This is a genomic window from Massilia sp. Root418, assembly GCF_001425265.1.
Taxonomy (GTDB): domain Bacteria; phylum Pseudomonadota; class Gammaproteobacteria; order Burkholderiales; family Burkholderiaceae_D; genus Rugamonas.
This window is the reverse complement of the sequence record NZ_LMEC01000020.1, coordinates 935,370-953,784: the sequence shown is the minus strand read 5'-3', so window position 1 is coordinate 953,784 and position 18,415 is coordinate 935,370. Positions and strand designations below refer to the sequence as shown.

Below are 18,415 nucleotides of genomic sequence, written 5' to 3'. Positions count from 1 at the left end.
TGCCAGTACACTTTTCCACATAATTTCACATACTGTGATGGCAATATGACCAATACAAAGCTGCTCGATGCACCTGCACAGGAGGCGGCGCGGGCGACGCGCGTCAAGCCGATTCCGCTCATGGCGCTGCTGTCCCGCGAGTCGGGCGAATCGCTGATCGACCAGATCGTGCGCTCGGTGGCGGCCCGCATCGACGACAAGCTGCTGCGCAGCGGGGCCCGCATGCCGTCCATCCGCCAGTTCGCCACGGCGCACGGCGTGTCGCCCTTCACGGTGGTGGCCAGCTACGACAAGCTGGTCGCGCGCGGCTACCTGGAATCGCGCCGGGGCGCCGGCTTCTTCGTGCGCGAACGCTCGCCCATGAACGCGGGCGAACGGTCCTCGCCGGCCGGCGGCGCACTGTCCACCTTGTCCTCCCCCGCCGACGCCGACGGCGGCCAGCTCGACGTGGTCTGGCTGGTGCGCAATATGTTCCGCCAGGTGCCGCACCAGCAGATGCCCGGCGCCGGCGTGCTGCCGTCGGAATGGCTGGACGGCGCCAGCATCGCCAATGCACTGCGCGCCATCAGCCGCCAGAACCCCACGCAGCTGGTGAATTACGGCGTGCCGCAAGGCTTTCTGCCGCTGCGCCAGCAGCTACAGCACAAACTGGGCGAGCTGGAGATATCCGCCGGGCCGGATCAGATCGTGACCACGGCGGGCGTCACCCAGGCGCTCGACCTGGTGGCGCGCGAGTTCACCTTGCCCGGCGACACCATCTTTGTCGACGATCCCGCCTGGTTCCTGATGTTCGGCTCCTTTGCCGCGCTGGGCGCCAAGGTGGTGGGCATTCCGCGCCTGGCCGACGGCCCGGACATTGCCCAGCTGACGCAGCTGGCCGCGCTGCACAAGCCCCGTCTGTACGTTATCAACTCCGTGCTGCACAACCCCAGCTCCACCTCGCTGTCCGCCGCCAAGGCCTTCCAGGTGCTGCGGCTGGCCGAGGAACATGGCTTCACGGTGGTGGAGGACGATATCTATTGCGACCTGCACCCGGGCAGCGCAGTGCAGCCGGCCACGCGCCTGGCGGCACTGGACCAGCTGAACCGGGTGATCTACCTGGGCGGCTTTTCCAAGACCATGGCGGCCAACCTGCGCGTGGGCTTTATCGCCACCAAGCCGGAGTGGGCGCAGCGCCTGTGCGACCGCAAGATGCTGTCCACCCTCACCACCGGCGAAATCGGCGAGCGGGTGGTGTACAAAATCCTGTCCGAAGGCTTGTACCGCAAGCATGCGGACCGCATCCGCGCGCGGCTGGACGCGCTGCGCGGGCGCACCCTGCGGCAGATGGAACGCGTGGGCCTGAAAGTGGATGTGGTGGCGCCGGCCGGCATGTTCATCTGGGCCGACGCTGGCCGCGACACCAATGTGCTGACCGCCCACGCCATGGCTGAAAACCTGCTGCTGGCGCCGGGCAGCCTGTTCTCGCCCAGCCAGCTGCCTTCCACCCGCATGCGCATCAACCTGGCCGCCATGCAGGATCCGGCTGTGTGGCGTTTCCTGGAGCGCGAACTGCAAACGTAGCCGCGCCGTTCCCAGCTTACGCGAAGCCGGCCGATCGCTATATGCGCCAGATCACAATTTTACGAAATTAAAAATATAGATTAAAAATCAACAAAATCCTCCGGGCGCTTACTAAAATGGTTTTTTATACCTCCATGGGAGAACCGGATCATGCGACTCAAATTTATCCTGGCGCCGTCTTTGCTGGCGCTGGTGTGCGCTTTCGCGCAGGCTGCGCCGCTTTACACGCTGCGCACCATCGCCCCGCTCGGCTTCCCCAACGGCCTGGTGCTGACCGGTATTAACAACCAGGGCCTGGTGCTCGGCAACGAATGGCGCGAAGACGTGCAGGCCGCCACCGGCTTCGTCGACCGGGGCGGTTCGCGCACCTGGCTGGATACGCTGATGCTGGCCTCCTGCGTCAACGACGGCGGCGCCATCGGCGGCACGGCGGGCGACATCATCACTGCCGGCTATGTGGTGGACAGCAAGGGCGCGGTCATGCTGCCGCCCATGCAGCAGCAGGGCTCGGTCAGCGTGAGCGCGCTCAACGGCCACGGCCATGCTGTCGGCTCGGCGGACGCGGTCTACCATCCGGGCACCGACGGCCCTTACGGCCAGGGCACCTTCGACAGCCATGCGTACGTCTACCGCGACGGCAGCATGACGGACCTGGGCACGCTAAGCGGGCACGCCTACAGCAGCGCCGCCGCCATCAATGCCGGCGGGCTGGTTGCCGGCGTCTCGCGCGAGCGCGCCGGCGACGGCGTGCGGCGCGCCTTCCTGCACGACGGCGCCGGCATGGTCGACCTGGGCACGCTGGGCGGCGCGGAAAGCTGGGCCAGCGGCATCAACGACAGCGGCACGGTGGTGGGCGTGAGCACCATGGCGGACGGCGGCGTGCATGCCTTCCTGTACGCCGGCGGCGCCATGGTCGACCTGAATCCTGACGGCGGCAACAGCGAAGCCTTCGACATCAACAATGCCGGGCAGGTGGTGGGGAAGGGCAAGGGCGGCGGCTTCATTTACGCCAACGGCGTGATGACCGACCTCGACGCGCTGATCGCGCCCGGCGAATGGCATATCGCCAGCGCGGTCGGCGTCAACGACCGGGGCCAGATCGTGGGGCAGGCCTGCAACGGTTACGGCGAGTGCGTGGGCGCGCTGCTGTCGCCGGTGCCCGAACCGGCCACCTGGGGCATGCTGCTGGGCGGGCTGGCGCTGCTGGGCGGGGCCGCACGGCGCCGCCGCAAGGCCGCGGCCCTGTAAAAAGTTGCTGGAAAGCCCTTGAAATAGTTCCCTGCATCCTCATCTGGCGGAAGGTAACGCAACACCCCGCATCAACCCCATAACATGTAGACTATTGAGGTAAAAATGGCTGACCACGAAAAGCAAACACTGGGTTTTCAAGCTGAAGTCAAACAGCTGCTGCAGTTGATGATCCATTCCTTGTATTCCAACAAGGAAATCTTCCTGCGCGAACTGATCTCCAACGCGTCCGACGCGTCCGACAAACTGCGCTTCGAAGCCATCAACAACGACGCGCTGTACGGCAATGATCACGAACTGAAAATCAAGGTCAGCTTCGACAAAGCGGCCCGCACCATCACCATTTCGGACAACGGCATCGGCATGAGCCGCGACGAGGCCATTTCCCACCTGGGCACCATCGCCAAGTCCGGCACCAAGGAATTCTTCGGCAAACTGTCCGGCGACCAGCAGGCCGACGCAGCCCTGATCGGCCAGTTCGGCGTGGGCTTCTATTCCGGCTTCATCGTGGCCGACAAGATCACCGTGGAAACCCGCCGCGCCGGCCTGGATGCCTCGCAAGGCGTGCGCTGGGAATCGGCCGGCGAGGGCGACTACTCGGTGGAGCAGATCGACAAGCCATCGCGCGGCACCGACATCATCCTGCACCTGCGCGAAGGCGAGGACGAGCTGCTGTCGAGCTGGAAGATCAAGTCCATCATCCGCAAATATTCCGACCACATCTCCCTGCCCATCGTCATGGCCAAGGAGGAGTGGGACGACGAGAAGAAGGAAACGGTCGTCAAGGACGAACTGGAAACCGTGAACCAGGCCAGCGCGCTGTGGGCCCGTTCCAAGTCCGACATCACCCCGGAGCAGTACGACGAGTTCTACAAGCACGTATCGCACGACTTCGCCGCGCCGCTGACCTACACCCACAACCGCGTGGAAGGCCGCAGCGAGTACACCCAGCTGCTGTACATCCCGGCCAAGGCCCCGTTCGACCTGTGGGACCGCAACAAGCGCGGCGGCATCAAGCTCTACGTCAAGCGCGTGTTCATCATGGACGACGCCGAACAGCTGATGCCGACCTACCTGCGTTTCGTGAAAGGTGTGATCGACTCGGCCGACCTGCCGCTGAACGTGTCGCGTGAAATCCTGCAGGAATCGCGCGACGTGAAAGTGATCCGCGACGGCTCCACCAAGCGCGTGATCGGCATGCTGGAAGAACTGGCCAACGCCGAAGAGCAGGACAAGAAGGACAAGTACGCCACGTTCTGGAAAGAGTTCGGCCAGGTGCTGAAAGAAGGCGTGGGCGAGGACGCTGCCAACAAGGACCGCCTGGCCAAGCTGCTGCGCTTCGCCACCACCAATGCCGACAGCGAAGAGCAGAGCGTGTCGCTGGCCGACTACGTGGCGCGCATGAAGGAAGGCCAGGACAAGATCTACTACGTCACGGCCGATAACTACAAGGCCGCGAAAAACAGCCCGCACCTGGAAATCTTCCGCAAGAAGGGCGTGGAAGTGATCCTGATGACGGACCGCGTGGACGAGTGGATGCTGTCCTTCCTGACCGAGTTCGAAGGTAAGGAGCTGGTGTCGGTGGCCAAGGGCGGCCTGGACCTCGGTTCGCTGGAAGACGAAGCCGAGAAGAAGGAACACGAGGAGACCGAAACCTCGTACAAGGAGCTGACCGAGAAGATGAAGGCCGCGCTGGCCGACAAGGCCAAGGAAGTGCGCGTCACGTTCCGTCTGACCGACTCGCCGGCTTGCCTGGTGGCGGACGAGCACGAACTGTCCGGCAACCTGCTGCGCATGCTGAAAGCGGCAGGCCAGGCAGCGCCTGAATCCAAGCCTATCCTGGAGATCAACCCCAACCACCCGCTGGTGACGCGCCTGAAGTATGAAAACGCGGACAGCAGCCAGTTCGCGGACTGGGCCCACATCCTGTTCGACCAGGCCCTGCTGGCCGAAGGCGGCTCGCTGGCCGACCCGGCCACCTTCGTCAAGCGTCTGAACGAAATGCTGCTGGGCGGCGCGGCCAAGTAAGCGCGCGATTGGCAGCAGCCACGGCAAAGCCGGCGGCCCTCACGGGCGCCGGCTTTTTTCTTGGCACGCTGCGGCGGGTTACGCGGGGCATGCCCCGCTAACCCGCCCTACGATCCATTGCTTGCAGTGGCGGGTTAGCCGCCAGGCGTAACCCGCCAGCGCGGCCAACGCTTCCCACATCCGGGCGGCACGGTAGGGCGGGTTAGCCGCCAGGCGTAACCCGCCGGCGCAGCCCCAGCACCGCCGGAATGCCCAGCAGCAGCATGGCCCAGGTTCCCGGCTCCGGTATCGGCGCCAGGTTGGCGCGGATCTCGCCTGCCGGATACAGATTGGTATGAATGTTGAGATAGGCCGAGCCGCTGGCCAGACCGGCGCCGAAGGCCGCTTCCGCGCCGGCCGTGGTGCCGCCGTGGTTGGCCAGGAAGTCTGCGCTCCAGCTCGATGCCATGGTGGTGTCGTAGCTCATGGAATACATGCCGCTGCCCACGCCCAGCGGGAAACCGTCGAAGGTCGGCGTTTCGGTCGCCACGCCGGCGATGCCGGTGCCCGGCACTGCCGTGCAGCAGTGGATGTGGGCGGCCGTGGTGGTGCCGAGCAGGCCGCTGAAAATCATGTTCACGGTGAGCGTGTGCGCGTCCATGTCGAACACCACAATGGTGGAGCCCGTGGCCGGCGACGGCACCGGCGGCGACCCGGCGGCACCGCTCAGCGTGCCGGTATAGGCGACAGGCGCCGCACTGGCGGCAGTGGCCGCCAGCATCAGGGCGCAAAATGCTAAACCGATTCTTATTGGTGTCTTCATGGCGCGGCCTTTCGTGAACAGTTCGAGAGAGGGGCAGGGATACCCAGCCTCTTAACTATAGGCCGCCATCGGAATAATGCAAAGATTGCAATATTCCAATGCTTTACGTCATGAACTCAGCGTTGCGTCTGCTGGCATAGTTCCAGCAGCAGCGCTTCGCCTTCCGGCCACGGGCCATAGCCGGCGTCGCCGTTGATGTGGCCGGCCGGGCCGATGGAGACGAAGCGGCTGCCCCAGGCCTCGGCGAACTGGCGCGCGCGCGCGTCGCTCACGTACACGTCGTTGCTGCTGGAGACCACGATGCTGGGGAAGGGCAAACGCGCCAGCTGCATGGGCTGGAAGCCGGTGGTGCAGGTGGGGTAGGAGGGCGCGTCGGTGTCGCTGGGCGACACCAGGAAGGCGCCAGCGATCTTGTGCCTGGAGCCGGAAGCCGCCCACTGCGTGACCAGCGAGCAGGCCAGGCTGTGCGCCGCCAATACCGGCGGCCGTTCGCAGCGGGCGATGGCCGCGTCAAGCTCCGCCACCCATTCATCCTTGTCCGGCGTCTCATAGTCGCGGTGCGGCACACGCTGCCAGTCCGGGTGTTTCTGTTCCCAGTTGGTCTGCCAGTGCAAAGGGCCCGAGTTCCAGAGGCCGGCCAGGGTGAGGACTGCGCATTCCATGTGTGCTCCGATGTGCGGTTTATCGAATTGCTAATATTACCGGAATTACCGGCAATTCGGGCGGCCGGCCGGCGAGGCCGGCCGGCCGCTGCGCGTCACAGCGCGGTGCGCAGCGCAAACAGCTCGGGGAACAGCACCACGTCCAGCATCTTGCGCAGGTAGCTCACGCCGGCGGTGCCGCCGGTGCCGGTCTTGAAGCCGATGATGCGCTCGACCGTGGTGACGTGGCGGAAGCGCCAGAAGCGGAACGCCGTCTCCAGGTCCACCAGCTTTTCAGCGAGCTCGTACAGCGCCCAGTATTTGGCCGGGTCGCGGTACACCGCCAGCCAGGCTTCCTTGACTGATTCGTCGGCTTCGGTGGGCAGGCCGGGGTCGCGCGCCAGGCGCTCGGGGGCGATGTGCAGGCCGTTGCGCGCCAGCAGCTGGATGGCGTGGTCGTACACGGACGGCGAGCGCAGTGCCCGGTCCAGGATGGCGTGGTTCTCGGGCGAGGTGGTGTGCACCGCCAGCAGGGCGGCGTTTTTGTTTCCGAGGATGAACTCGATTTCGCGGTACTGGAAGGACTGGAAGCCGGACGAGGCGCCCAGGTAGGGGCGGATGGCCGTGTACTCGGGCGGCGTCATGGTGGCCAGCACGTCCCAGGCGTGCACCAGCTGGTCCATGATGCGGGCCACGCGGGCCAGCATCTTGAAGGCCGGCGGCAGCTCGCCGGCCTGCAGGTTGGCGCACACGGCGTGCATTTCGTGCAGCATCAGCTTCATCCACAGCTCGCTGGTCTGGTGCTGCACGATGAACAGCATTTCATTGTGCTCGGGCGAGAGCGGGTGCTGGGCAGTGAGGATGCGGTCCAGGCCGAGGTAATCGCCGTAGCTCATGGATTTGCTGAAATCCATCTGGGCGCCGTGCCATTGCGTGGCGCCGGCCTCGCCGGCCGGGGTGGCAGCCGCCGCGTGCATCGGGCAGCCGCTGGGGATGTTGTCGTTGTCGCTCATTGCGCGCTTTCTCAGGTCACTGCGCCGCGCTCGGCGGCGACGTCGTAGTCTTCATTGTCCAGGATCTGCTTCAGGATCTCCACCGCATCCCACACGTCGGCAAAGCTGGTGTATAGCGGCGTGAAGCCGAAGCGCATGATTTCCGGTTCGCGGTAGTCGCCGATCACGCCGCGCGCGATCAGGGCGCACATGACTGCATAGCCGTGCGGGTGGGTGAAGCTGACCTGGCTGCCGCGCCGCGTGTGGTCGCGCGGGGTGACCAGGCCCAGCGGGTGGCCGCCGCAGCGCGCCTCCACCAGGTCGATGAACAGGTCCGTCAGCGCCAGCGACTTGGCGCGGATGGCGGCCATGTTGGTCTGCGCGAACACGTCCAGCCCGCATTCCACCATGGCCAGCGAGACGATGGGCTGGGTGCCGCACAGCGCGCGGCCGATGCCGGTGGTAGGTTCGAAGTCGGGCGCCATGGCGAACGGGGCGGCGTGGCCCCACCAGCCGGACAACGGCTGGGTGAACGCGGCCTGGTGCTTGTGCGGCACCCAGATGAAGGCCGGCGCGCCGGGGCCGCCGTTCAGGTATTTATAGGTGCAGCCCACCGCAAAGTCGGCGCCGGCAGCGTTCAGGTCCACCGGCACCGCGCCGGCCGAGTGCGCCAGGTCCCAGACCACCCGGGCGCCGCGCGCGTGGGCCAGGGCGGTCAAGGCGGCCATGTCGTGCTGGTAGCCGGTGCGGTAGTTGACGTGGGTGAGCATGAGCACTGCCGTGTCGCCGTCGACCGCGGCGGGGAGTTCTTCCACGCTGTCGACCAGCCTGACGGTGTAGCCGCGTTCCAGCCAGCTCGACATGCCCTGCGCCATATAGATATCGGTGGGGAAGTTGCTGCGTTCGGTGACGATCACGCGCCGGGTGGCGCGCGCCGGCGTCTGCGCCTGCAGGTGCACGGCGGCGGCCAGCGCCTTGAACAGGTTCAGCGACGTTGTGTCGGTGATCACAACCTCGCCCTGGGCGGCGCCGATCAGCGGCGCCAGGCGGTTGCCCAGGCGCTTGGGCAGGTCGAACCAGCCGGCGGTATTCCAGCTTTTAATCAGGTCGGTGCCCCATTCGCGGGCGATGACGTCCTGGGCGCGCGCCAGTGCGGCTTTGGGGCGGGCGCCCAGCGAGTTGCCGTCCAGGTAGATCACGCCGGTAGGCAGATCGAACTGGCCGCGCAGGGCCGCGAGCGGGTCTTGCGCGTCGCGGGCCAGGCAGTCGTTGCGGTTGGTTTGTGCAGTCATTGCTTTAGGCTTCAACTAGTGTGGGGATGGCGAAGTGTAGCAAACCGCAGGCGGCCGCGAAGTTTTTTGAGAAATTTCAAAAAAAATTCAAAAAGACCCTAAAGTTCCCCAAATCGGCGCCGTTACCTGTTCAAGATACGCCGCAAAGCGTCTCCGCATGTTGTTGGATGGACAAGGAAAAGAACTTCAAATTTTTTAAAAATTTTTGGTTCGAACCCTAAAGTTCCTGAAAACCGTGCCGTTACCGATTTAGATGTAGCAAAAAAGCGTCAGAATACCCCTCTGTTTTTTGCCTGAAAACAAGGTTGTATCTTGAAAGTAATAAGTCCGCAAACCCGCACCAGTCCTGGTGCCGCACTATGATCGCCCTGCGTTTGTCAGACAAACGCTGACAGGGCGCGTCCGCCATTTCCCGACCCAAAATACAGCCGTCGTCCGCTTCTCGTGCTGTGTCCGCTCCAGCAGAATGTATCTCAACGGAAACGCAATTGCGTAACTAACGAGTTCTGACGAGGAGATGGAAATGACTGCGAACGACATGATGGCTGAGATCCGCGACGCAAACCTGAGCTATCTGATGCTGGCTCAGCAGATGATCCGTGCCGACAAAGTGACCGCAATCTTCCGCCTGGGCATCTCTGCCGACATCGCCGAACTGATCGAAGGCATGAGCAATGCCCAGATCCTGAAACTGGCAGGCGGCAACATGATGCTGGCCCGCTTCCGCTTCGACGACGGCGCCATCCTGGGCATGCTGACCAACTACAATAAAGACCGTTCGCTGGCCCAGTCGCACGCCGCCATCCTGATGGCCGGCCAGGCAGCCGAAGAAATCGCTTAATATCAGCCAACCCGCCGATCAGCCGGTCAGTCCACCCAGGTCCCAGGAGTACACCATGAGCAAGAAGAGCGTCGTCAGCGAAGCGCAGGAGATCCAGTTGGCCATCGAGCTGATCAACCTGGGCGCCCGTTTGCAGCTGCTGGAAACGGAAGTGTCGCTGTCGCGCGAACGCCTGCTCAAGCTGTACAAGGAGTTGCGCGGCGTCTCGCCGCCGAAAGGCATGCTGCCGTTCTCCACCGACTGGTTCCTGACCTGGCAGCCGAACATCCATTCCTCGCTGTTCATCAACATCCACAGCTTCCTGGTGCTGCACGCCGGCGCCACCGGCATCCAGGCCGTGATGAAGGCTTACCAGCTCTACCTCGAACAAATGCCGCCGGAGCCCGGCCAGGAAGCCGTGCTGTCGCTGACGCGCGCCTGGACCCTGGTGCGCTTCTTCAACAGCGACATGCTCAAGCTGGCCCCGTGCGGCAAGTGCCAGGGCAAGTTCGTGGTCAACACCATGGACCTGCACGGCGACTACGTGTGCGGCCTGTGCCACATGCCCTCGCGCGCCGGCAAGACCAAAAAAGCCAAAGAAGACGCGCTCGCCGCTTGAGTACAGCACGCCCCATCTTCCCCGCCGGCCGGGGCAGGGCATGGCCATGAGCCTGCGCCTGCCCCGGCTTTTGCGCGTCCCCATCCTGCGCGCCGCCCTGATCCAGGCCGGCGCCTATCCGGTGACGCTTATGCTCATCTACCTGTTGGCTACACTGGGTCTCAAGCCCGGCCTGCCCGACGTGGCGGTGGTGCAGGGCGTGCTGGCCGCCTTGCTGACGGTGCGCTACGGCCTGGCCCGCTGGTGGCGCCCGATCCAGCTGCTGTTCCCGCTGGCGCTGGTGGGCGCCAGCGCGCTGGCCTTGCCGCCGGTAATCTATCTGATCGTGTTTGTCGTGCTGGTGGGCTTGTTCTGGTCCACTTACCGCACCCAGGTGCCGCTGTACCCGTCCGGCCCGGCCGTGTGGGCGGCGGTGGAAGCCGAGCTGCCGGCCACGCCGGGCCTGCGCCTGATCGACATCGGCAGCGGCATGGGCGGCATGGCCTTGCACCTGGCGCGCGCGCGGCCCGATGCGCAGGTGACCGGCATCGAGCTGGCGCCGCTGCCATGGCTGTATTCCCGCCTGCGCGCCGCGCTGGCCGGCAGCCGCGCCCGCTTCGTGCGGGGCGACTACGAACAGCTCCATTTCGGCGACTACGACATGGTGTTCGCCTACCTGTCGCCTGCCGCGATGAGCGGGCTGTGGGCCAAGGCCGAGGTCGAGATGCGGCCCGGAAGCTTGTTGATGAGCTACGAATTCGAGATCCTGGCTTGTCCACCCGTCAAGACCATAGTTACCACAGAGCACGGCCCCTCACTCTACGTCTGGCGCTTTTAACGCGTCTTTTGCTTGCCCGTCCCCCCTGTCTCACGCTATTGTAGTTCCACCTGTTAATTTGGCGTTTCCCTACCTTTCTTCGGAGCTGGCACTCTTGTTAGTCATACTAGGTTATTTAGTCGTTCTCGGTTGCGTGTTCGGCGGTTTCGCCGCCGCCGGCGGGCACCTGGCCTCGCTGTTTCAGCCTGTGGAGTTGCTGCAGATCGGTGGCGCCGCAATCGGCGCTTTTTTTGTCGGCAACAATGGCAAATCCATCAAGGCCACGCTGGCCGCCATCCCCGGCCTGTTCCGCGGTTCGCGCCACACCAAAGACCTGTACATGGAACTGATGTCGCTGATGTTCGACGTGCTGTCCAAGGTGCGCAAGGAAGGCCTGATGTCGATCGAGGGCGACATCGACTCGCCCAGCGACAGCCCGCTGTTCAGCAAGTATCCGGCAGTGCTGGCCGACCACCACATCGTCGAATTCATGACCGACTACCTGCGCCTGATGGTATCCGGGAACATGGACGCGTTCCAGATCGAGAACCTGATGGACAACGAGATCGAGACCCATCACCATGAAGGCATGGTGCCGGCCGGCGCGATCGCCAAGCTGGGCGACGGCATGCCGGCCTTCGGCATCGTGGCCTGCGTGATGGGCGTGGTGCACACCATGGAGTCGGTGGGCATCCCGCCGTCCGAGCTGGGCCTGCTGATTGCGAAAGCGCTGGTCGGCACCTTCCTCGGTATCCTGCTGGCCTACGGTTTCGTCGGCCCGCTGGCCGGCCTGCACGAGCAGAAGCTGGAAGAGGAGACCAAGATGTACCAGTGCGTGAAAGTGACGCTGCTGGCCAGCTTGAACGGCTATGCGCCGGCGCTGGCCATCGAGTTCGGCCGCAAGGTGCTGTACTCGACCGAGCGTCCGACCTTCTCCGAATTAGAGGATCACATCAAAAAATCCAAAACCAAATAAGCCCGGCCTCACGTATCATTATTGAATTATGGAAACACTAAGGAATCGACATGGCTGACGAGGGCTTGCGGCCCATCGTTGTCAAGCGCATCAAGAAAGGCGGCCATGCCCACCATGGCGGCGCCTGGAAGATCGCTTACGCCGACTTCGTGACGGCAATGATGGCCTTTTTCCTGCTGATGTGGCTGCTTGGTTCGACCACCAAGGGCGACCTGAACGGGATCTCGGAATACTTCAAGACCCCGCTCAAGGTGGCCATGCAGGGCGGCGCCGGCAGCGGCGACAGCTCGTCCGTGATTCCCGGCGGCGGCAAGGACCTGACGCGCAAGGAAGGCCAGGTCAAGTTGTCCGACGATCCCACCGTGAGCAAGAAGACCTTCAACCTCACCGCCGCCAAGGCCGAGCTGGAGCGCCAGGAAACCGAGCGCCTGCAAAAGCTGAAGGAAAAGATCGAAGCCAAGATCGAGAGCAATCCGCTGCTGGCCAAGTACAAGAAGCAGCTGCTGCTGGACTTCACCAGCGAAGGCTTGCGGATCCAGATCGTCGACGAGCAGAACCGGCCCATGTTTGCGCTGGCCAGCGCCCAGCTGCAGCCCTACACCAAAGAGATCCTGCAGGAGATCGGCGTGGTGCTGAACGACGTGCCGAACAAGATCGGCCTGTCCGGCCACACCGATTCGACGCCGTATTTCACCGACGCCGGCTACAGCAACTGGGAACTGTCGGCCGACCGCGCCAACGCCTCGCGCCGCGCGCTGATCGCCGGCGGCATGGCCGACAACAAGATCCTGCGCGTGGTGGGCCTGGCCTCGGCCGTGCACCTGGACCGGCTTGACCCCTTCAACCCCATCAACCGCCGCATCAGCATCGTGGTGATGAACAAGAAGACCGAGGACGCGGTGTCGCGCGACGGCGCCAAGCTCGACGTGGGCACCGACACCGATGCGACGAATGCTGCAGCGGCGGCGGCAGCGGCGCCGTCTGCGGCGCCCGCGCCGGCCGCACCGAACAAGAAGTAGCGACGCCGTAGCACGGCGGGTATCGAGAACGAGACTGATTATGACGAGAAAAAAAATCCTGGGTTCCCATGTGAAGCGCCTGCTGTCGGGCGTGTCGGATCACGGGCGGCGCCACCTGACCGAAGTCGAGACGGATCTGATCCAGACCAATCTGCTGCTGGAGGAGGCCATCGACAAGCTGTCGCGCAATTTCATGGCCATCCATGAAACCGTGACGGCGCAGCAGGCCGCCATCAACCTGCTGCTGGACGGCGGCTCGCCCTCGGCTGAACAGAAGGCCGAGCTGTCGGCCCTGTCCGAGCAGGTGGGCGCCTATGTCAATGCGGCCGTGACCAGCATGCAGTTCCAGGACATGACCAGCCAGCTGATCGACCGCACCCTCAAGCGCGTGACCGGCTTGCGCGAATTCCTCGGCACCCTGGGCGCACACGGCGCCGAGATGGTGCCCGACAGCGACAATGAAGAGATCGTGGACCTGCTCGGCAAGGTCAGCATGGCGCTGGCGATCCAGAGCCTGGAGCTGCGCAGCGTGCTGCGCAAGGCCGTGAGCCAAAAACACCTGGAAAGCGGCGACATCGAGCTGTTCTGAGCCCGGTCTGCCGTCCCGAATGCAATTCGATGTAACACCTTGAACATAGCGAGAAAACATAATGGCTAAAACAATACTTGCAGTTGACGATTCCAGCTCTTTGCGCCAGATGGTGGCTTTCAGCCTGAAGGCTGCCGGCTACCAGGTGGTGGAAGCGGTCGACGGCCAGGATGGCCTCGAAAAAGCCAAGCAGCAAGCGGTGGACCTGGTGCTGACCGACCAGAACATGCCGCGCATGGACGGCCTGCAGCTGATCAAGCTGCTGCGCGAACTGCCGACCTACCAGAAGACGCCGATCCTGATGCTGACCACCGAATCGTCCGACGAAATGAAGGCCAAGGGCCGCGCCGCCGGCGCCAACGGCTGGCTGGTCAAGCCTTTCGATCCGCAGCGGCTTATCGAGGTGGTCAAAAAGGTTATTGGCTAAGGGGCTGCCATGTGTTTAGTACTTGATGGAGTCTCGCCATGACCATCGACATTAGCCAGTTCTACCAGGTCTTCTTCGACGAGGCCGAGGAACTGCTGGCTGAAATGGAACGGTTGCTGCTGGCGGTCGATCTCGCCGCGCCCACCGAGGAGGATCTGAACGCGATCTTCCGCACCGCCCACTCCGTCAAGGGCGGCGCCGGCACGTTCGGCCTGAACGACATGACGGAAGTGACCCATATCCTGGAGACGCTGCTGGACCGCATCCGCAAGGGCGAGATGGCGCTCACCTCGGAGCACGTGGACGCCTTCCTGGCGGCCAAGGACATCCTCAAGATGCAGCTGGACGGGCACCGTCTCGGCTCGGCGGTGGACCAGGACGCGGTGGCCAACGTGCGCATGATGCTGCAGTCGCTGTCGCAGGACGTGGTGGCGGCCCTGTCGCACGTGGCGCCGTCCTTCGTCAGCGCGGCCCAGGAAGAAGCCGTGGACCACAGCGGCGGGCGGCGCTACCGCCTTGACCTGCCGCAGATGGAACAGCGCGAAATCGCCGCGCTGTCGGCCGAGGTGGGCCTGCTGGGCGCGGTCAGCACCACGCCGCTCGACGGCGGGCGCACCGCGCTGCTGGTGACCACCCACGAGAGCCTGGACGACATCATTTCGATCTGCTCCTTCATCCTCAATCCGGACGACATGCAGGTGTCCGAGCTGCCGGCGCTCACGCCCGAGCAGCAGGCGCTGGAGAGCGCCGAGCGCAAGCGCGTGGAGCACGACCAGGGCTACGGCTTCTTCGATCCCGAGCCGGCCTCCGCATCGGCGCCGGCCAGGGCGGTGCCGGCCGAGGGCGCGGCCTACGGCTTCTTCCAGCCGCTCGACCAGATCCGCGCCGACGCGGCCGCCGGCGCCGACGACGCGCGCGGCTACGGCTTCTTCGAGCCGGTGGAAGCCATCCGCGCCAAGGCCGGCATCAAGGACGAAGCCGTGCCTGCCGCGGTGGAGGAAGAGAAGAAAGCCGTGGCGGTCAAGAAGGAGGCCGACAAGCCTGCCGCCGCCGGCGGCGCCGAATCGTCCTCGATCCGCGTGTCGATCGAGAAGGTCGACCAGCTGATCAACCTGGTGGGCGAGCTGGTGATCACGCAGGCCATGATCGAGCAGCGCGTCGACACCCTGGACCCGATGGTGCACGAGCGCCTGCTCAACAGCGTGAGCCAGCTGACCCGCAACACGCGCGACCTGCAGGAAGCGGTGATGTCGATCCGCATGATGCCGATGGACTTCGTGTTCTCGCGCTTCCCGCGCATGGTGCGCGACCTGGCCGCGAAGCTGGGCAAGAAGGTCGACTTCATCACCAACGGCGCCGCCACGGAGCTGGACAAGGGCCTGATCGAGCGCATCGTCGATCCGCTCACGCACCTGGTGCGCAATTCGATCGACCACGGCATCGAAATGCCGGAGGTGCGGCGCGCCGCCGGCAAGACCGACGCCGGGCGGTTGTTCCTGTCGGCCAGCCACCAGGGCGGCAATATCATCATCGAAGTGTCGGACGACGGCGGCGGCTTGAACCGCGAGAAGATCCTGGCCAAGGCCAAGTCGTCCGGCCTGCCGGTGAGCGACAACATGGCCGACGCCGACGTCTGGCAGCTGATCTTTGCGCCGGGCTTCTCCACCGCCGAGCAGGTGACCGACGTGTCCGGGCGCGGCGTGGGCATGGACGTGGTCAAGCGCAACATCACCGCCATGGGCGGCGCGGTGGACATCCGCTCGGCCAAGGGCTTCGGCACCACCATCTCGATTTCGCTGCCGCTCACGCTGGCCATCCTGGACGGCATGTCGATCAAGGTGGGCGAGGAAATCTACATCCTGCCGCTGGGCTTTGTCATCGAATCGATGCAGCCGGTGCCGGAGGATGTGAAGGAAATTTCGGGCAAGGGCAAGGTCATCAAGGTGCGCGGCGAATACCTGCCCCTGATCCCGCTGTACCAGATGTTCGACATCACGCCGCGCTTCACCGATCCGTCCGAAGGGCTGGTGGTGATACTGGAAACGGAAGGCCGCAAGGCGGCGCTGTTCATCGACGACCTGGTCGGACAGCAGCAAGTGGTGGTGAAGAACCTGGAATCGAACTACCGCAAAGTGGCCGGCATCTCGGGCGCCACGATTTTGGGCGATGGCGGCGTTTCGCTGATCCTGGATGTGGCGGCGTTGATACGCTCGTCGCGCCAACTGGCGGACGAATCCATTTTTTCCTGAATTAACCCATACACTGGGCTCTACACTAAGTCAGTACCCTAGCTAGAAGGAATCCATCATGTCAGACGCAACCCAGAACGCCGGCGCCCACGATATCGCCGGCCGCGAATTCCTCGCCTTCACCCTCGGCAAAGAGGAGTATGGCATCGACATCCTGAAGGTGCAGGAGATCCGCGGCTATGAAGCGGTGACCCGCATCGCCAACGCGCCCGAATTCATCAAGGGCGTGATCAACCTGCGCGGCATCATCATCCCGGTGGTGGACATGCGCATCAAGTTCCACCTGGGCGAGCCGGTGTACGACCAGTTCACCGTCGTCATCATCCTGAACATCAACGGCCGCGTGGTCGGCATGGTGGTCGATTCGGTGTCGGACGTGACCACCCTGATGCCCGAGCAGGTCAAGCCGGCGCCGGAAATGGGCACCGCCTTCAGCACCGAATACATGATAGGCCTGGGCACCATCGATGAGCGCATGCTGATCCTGGTGGACATCGACAAACTGATGTCGAGCCCGGAAATGGGCCTGATCGACAAGCTGGCCGCGTAAGACCGCGCGGCGAGCGGCGGCGACTGCCCGCAGAGGCGGCGCCGCCGCGCATAAAAAAACAGGGAGATGAACATGAATTTACGCGACTTTAAAATTGGTACCCGCCTGCGTTTGGGCTTTGGCAGCATCCTGCTGATCCTGGTCGCGATGGTATTGCTGACGAACGTACTGAACTACCGCAACAAGGGCCAGCTGCGCACCGGCCTGGAACTGACCACGGCCAAGACGCTGCAGGCGTCCACCATGAAGAGCGCGATGCTGGAAACCGGTATCGCCATGCGCAACATCGGCCTGCAGTCGGACGTGAGCCTGATGCAGAAGGAAGAGAACAAGGTCAAGGAGCAGCGCAAGCGCTACGACGCCGCGCGCGAGAAGCTGCAAAGCCTGGGCCTGAACGACGCGGAAAAGAAGGCGCTGGCCGATATCGCCGCGCTGGACAAGGACGTGGACGTGGCTTTCAAGGAAGCCATCGGCCAGGTGCTGGCGTTTAACAGCGAAGGCGCGGCGAAAGTGATTGCCAGCCGCATCGACCCGCTCAACCAGCAGACCCTGACGGCCCTGAATGGCCTGGTGGACATGCAGCAGAAGGCGGCCAACGACGTGCTGGAAGGCTCGGTCGCGGCCGACACCCGGCTGATGGTGATGCTGTTCGCGATGGGCGGCGTGGCCGTGGCCATCGGCGTGGTGGGCGCCATCATCATCACCGGCTCCATCGTGCGTCCGCTGCAAGGCGCGGTGGCGGTGGCGCAGAAGGTGGCCGGCGGCGAGCTGACCTCGCAGGTCACGGTCGAGGGCCGCGACGAAACCAGCGAACTGCTGCAGGCGCTGAAGGACATGAACGACAGCCTGGTACGCACCGTCACCGACGTGCGCACCAGCACCGAGACCATCACGGTGGCCTCGCAGGAAATCGCATCCGGCAATGCCGACCTGTCCTCGCGCACCGAGTCGCAGGCCAGCTCGCTGGAGGAAACTGCCAGCTCGATGGAGGAACTGACCTCCACCGTGAAGCAGAACGCGGACAACGCGCGCCAGGCCAACCAGCTGGCCGTGTCGGCCTCCTCGGTGGCGGTGAAGGGCGGTTCGGTGGTGTCGCAAGTGGTCGAGACCATGGGTTCGATCAAGGCGTCGTCCAGCAAGATCGTCGATATTATCGGGGTGATCGACGGTATCGCCTTCCAGACCAACATCCTGGCGCTGAACGCCGCGGTGGAAGCGGCGCGCGCGGGCGAGCAGGGCCGCGGCTTCGCGGTGGTGGCGTCCGAAGTGCGCAACCTGGCGCAGCGCTCGGCCGGTGCGGCCAAGGAGATCAAGGAACTGATCGGCGATTCGGTCGACAAGGTCGATGCTGGCAGCCGCCTGGTGGACGAAGCCGGCCAGACCATGGAGCTGATCGTCACGTCGATCAAGCAGGTGGCTGATATCATGGGCGAAATCACGGCCGCCACCCAGGAACAGAGCAACGGCATCGAAGAAGTGAACCAGGCCATCACGCAGATGGACGAAATGACGCAGCAGAATGCGGCCCTGGTGGAAGAGGCGGCAGCGGCGGCCGAGAGCATGCAGGAGCAGGCGCAGAACCTGGCGCACGCGGTGAGCATCTTCAAGCTGTCGAGCGACGCCATGCACCGGATGGCACAGCCGGCCCCGAAAGCGGCGCCCAAGCCGGCGCCGATCGCCAGGCCGGCGCCGCGCACCGCAGTGGTGACCACGCCGAAGGCGGCGCCCAAGAAGCTCGCTTCGGCGGCGCCGGGCGACGATTGGGAAGAGTTTTAACAGGCGGTAGCAAGCAGTACGCCATAGC

The 18,415-nt window shown here is 64.3% G+C and carries 17 protein-coding genes; 13 read left to right on the top strand and 4 right to left on the bottom strand.

The genetic code is table 11. The features are described 5' to 3' along the window. Positions 1-45 precede the first annotated feature (45 nt). From ASC94_RS16515 to htpG, 3 genes are all read left to right on the top strand, one after another. Complete coding sequence (locus ASC94_RS16515) at positions 46-1,563, top strand: PLP-dependent aminotransferase family protein (RefSeq protein WP_056396930.1); 1,518 nt, start codon at positions 46-48, stop codon at positions 1,561-1,563. Positions 1,564-1,713: 150 nt separating this feature from the next. Next, on the top strand, positions 1,714-2,811 hold the full coding sequence (locus tag ASC94_RS16510) for a PEPxxWA-CTERM sorting domain-containing protein (protein WP_082616585.1): 1,098 nt from the start codon (positions 1,714-1,716) through the stop codon (positions 2,809-2,811). A gap of 105 nt (positions 2,812-2,916) precedes the next feature. Next, complete coding sequence (htpG, locus tag ASC94_RS16505; protein WP_056396924.1) at positions 2,917-4,839, top strand: molecular chaperone HtpG; 1,923 nt, start codon at positions 2,917-2,919, stop codon at positions 4,837-4,839. 202 nt (positions 4,840-5,041) lie between these two features. Here the strand turns inward: htpG and ASC94_RS16500 are convergent, their stop codons facing one another. The 4 genes from ASC94_RS16500 to kynU all read right to left on the bottom strand — a co-directional run bounded on the left by ASC94_RS16500 (position 5,042) and on the right by kynU (position 8,566). Continuing rightward, positions 5,042-5,599 (bottom strand): CHRD domain-containing protein, encoded by a 558-nt coding sequence (locus tag ASC94_RS16500; protein WP_229417297.1) that lies wholly within the window; start codon positions 5,597-5,599, stop codon positions 5,042-5,044. A 158-nt stretch (positions 5,600-5,757) separates the two neighbouring features. Then, positions 5,758-6,303, bottom strand: a complete 546-nt coding sequence (locus ASC94_RS16495; protein ID WP_056396918.1) for an alpha/beta hydrolase — start codon at positions 6,301-6,303, stop codon at positions 5,758-5,760. Between the two features lie 95 nt (positions 6,304-6,398). After that, positions 6,399-7,295 carry a tryptophan 2,3-dioxygenase gene (gene kynA, locus ASC94_RS16490; protein WP_056396915.1) on the bottom strand — a complete coding sequence of 299 codons (897 nt, stop codon included), beginning with the start codon at positions 7,293-7,295 and terminating at the stop codon, positions 6,399-6,401. Between the two features lie 11 nt (positions 7,296-7,306). Continuing rightward, complete coding sequence (gene kynU / locus ASC94_RS16485) at positions 7,307-8,566, bottom strand: kynureninase (protein ID WP_056396911.1); 1,260 nt, start codon at positions 8,564-8,566, stop codon at positions 7,307-7,309. A 523-nt stretch (positions 8,567-9,089) separates the two neighbouring features. Here kynU and flhD point away from each other — a divergent pair. The 10 genes from flhD to ASC94_RS16435 all read left to right on the top strand — a co-directional run bounded on the left by flhD (position 9,090) and on the right by ASC94_RS16435 (position 18,387). Beyond that, positions 9,090-9,407 carry a flagellar transcriptional regulator FlhD gene (gene flhD, locus ASC94_RS16480; protein WP_056396908.1) on the top strand — a complete coding sequence of 106 codons (318 nt, stop codon included), beginning with the start codon at positions 9,090-9,092 and terminating at the stop codon, positions 9,405-9,407. 55 nt (positions 9,408-9,462) lie between these two features. Further along, on the top strand, positions 9,463-10,005 hold the full coding sequence (gene flhC, locus ASC94_RS16475; RefSeq protein ID WP_056396905.1) for a flagellar transcriptional regulator FlhC: 543 nt from the start codon (positions 9,463-9,465) through the stop codon (positions 10,003-10,005). Between the two features lie 46 nt (positions 10,006-10,051). After that, positions 10,052-10,822 carry a cyclopropane-fatty-acyl-phospholipid synthase family protein gene (locus ASC94_RS16470; protein ID WP_056398066.1) on the top strand — a complete coding sequence of 257 codons (771 nt, stop codon included), beginning with the start codon at positions 10,052-10,054 and terminating at the stop codon, positions 10,820-10,822. A gap of 94 nt (positions 10,823-10,916) precedes the next feature. Continuing rightward, on the top strand, positions 10,917-11,777 hold the full coding sequence (gene motA, locus ASC94_RS16465) for a flagellar motor stator protein MotA (RefSeq protein ID WP_056396902.1): 861 nt from the start codon (positions 10,917-10,919) through the stop codon (positions 11,775-11,777). Between the two features lie 50 nt (positions 11,778-11,827). Continuing rightward, positions 11,828-12,796: a flagellar motor protein MotB gene (motB, locus tag ASC94_RS16460; RefSeq protein ID WP_056396901.1), complete on the top strand. Its 969-nt coding sequence runs from the start codon at positions 11,828-11,830 to the stop codon at positions 12,794-12,796. A gap of 40 nt (positions 12,797-12,836) precedes the next feature. After that, positions 12,837-13,385, top strand: a complete 549-nt coding sequence (locus tag ASC94_RS16455; RefSeq protein ID WP_056396898.1) for a hypothetical protein — start codon at positions 12,837-12,839, stop codon at positions 13,383-13,385. Positions 13,386-13,446: 61 nt separating this feature from the next. Continuing rightward, positions 13,447-13,812, top strand: coding sequence for a response regulator (locus tag ASC94_RS16450; RefSeq protein WP_056396897.1), 366 nt, complete (start codon positions 13,447-13,449; stop codon positions 13,810-13,812). A gap of 38 nt (positions 13,813-13,850) precedes the next feature. Further along, positions 13,851-16,061, top strand: coding sequence for a chemotaxis protein CheA (gene cheA, locus ASC94_RS16445; RefSeq protein ID WP_056396894.1), 2,211 nt, complete (start codon positions 13,851-13,853; stop codon positions 16,059-16,061). A 58-nt stretch (positions 16,062-16,119) separates the two neighbouring features. Further along, a complete protein-coding gene (locus ASC94_RS16440) occupies positions 16,120-16,611 on the top strand; it encodes a chemotaxis protein CheW (RefSeq protein ID WP_056396891.1) in 492 nt (163 codons plus the stop codon). A gap of 72 nt (positions 16,612-16,683) precedes the next feature. Next, entirely contained in the window at positions 16,684-18,387 is a 1,704-nt protein-coding gene (locus ASC94_RS16435; protein WP_056398062.1) for a methyl-accepting chemotaxis protein, read from the top strand. Positions 18,388-18,415 lie beyond the last annotated feature (28 nt).

Excerpts from the sequence above, each read along its gene's own strand:
- ASC94_RS16440 (WP_056396891.1), top strand. The coding sequence starts at position 16,120 with ATGTCAGACGCAACCCAGAACGCCGGCGCCCACGATATCGCCGGCCGC.
- ASC94_RS16435 (WP_056398062.1), top strand. The coding sequence starts at position 16,684 with ATGAATTTACGCGACTTTAAAATTGGTACCCGCCTGCGTTTGGGCTTT.
- ASC94_RS16455 (WP_056396898.1), top strand. The coding sequence starts at position 12,837 with ATGACGAGAAAAAAAATCCTGGGTTCCCATGTGAAGCGCCTGCTGTCG.
- flhD (WP_056396908.1), top strand. The coding sequence starts at position 9,090 with ATGACTGCGAACGACATGATGGCTGAGATCCGCGACGCAAACCTGAGC.
- flhC (WP_056396905.1), top strand. The coding sequence starts at position 9,463 with ATGAGCAAGAAGAGCGTCGTCAGCGAAGCGCAGGAGATCCAGTTGGCC.
- kynA (WP_056396915.1), bottom strand. The coding sequence starts at position 7,295 with ATGAGCGACAACGACAACATCCCCAGCGGCTGCCCGATGCACGCGGCG.
- ASC94_RS16495 (WP_056396918.1), bottom strand. The coding sequence starts at position 6,303 with ATGGAATGCGCAGTCCTCACCCTGGCCGGCCTCTGGAACTCGGGCCCT.
- ASC94_RS16450 (WP_056396897.1), top strand. The coding sequence starts at position 13,447 with ATGGCTAAAACAATACTTGCAGTTGACGATTCCAGCTCTTTGCGCCAG.
- ASC94_RS16470 (WP_056398066.1), top strand. The coding sequence starts at position 10,052 with ATGAGCCTGCGCCTGCCCCGGCTTTTGCGCGTCCCCATCCTGCGCGCC.
- motB (WP_056396901.1), top strand. The coding sequence starts at position 11,828 with ATGGCTGACGAGGGCTTGCGGCCCATCGTTGTCAAGCGCATCAAGAAA.
- ASC94_RS16510 (WP_082616585.1), top strand. The coding sequence starts at position 1,714 with ATGCGACTCAAATTTATCCTGGCGCCGTCTTTGCTGGCGCTGGTGTGC.
- ASC94_RS16515 (WP_056396930.1), top strand. The coding sequence starts at position 46 with ATGACCAATACAAAGCTGCTCGATGCACCTGCACAGGAGGCGGCGCGG.
- kynU (WP_056396911.1), bottom strand. The coding sequence starts at position 8,566 with ATGACTGCACAAACCAACCGCAACGACTGCCTGGCCCGCGACGCGCAA.
- cheA (WP_056396894.1), top strand. The coding sequence starts at position 13,851 with ATGACCATCGACATTAGCCAGTTCTACCAGGTCTTCTTCGACGAGGCC.
- ASC94_RS16500 (WP_229417297.1), bottom strand. The coding sequence starts at position 5,599 with ATGCTGGCGGCCACTGCCGCCAGTGCGGCGCCTGTCGCCTATACCGGC.
- htpG (WP_056396924.1), top strand. The coding sequence starts at position 2,917 with ATGGCTGACCACGAAAAGCAAACACTGGGTTTTCAAGCTGAAGTCAAA.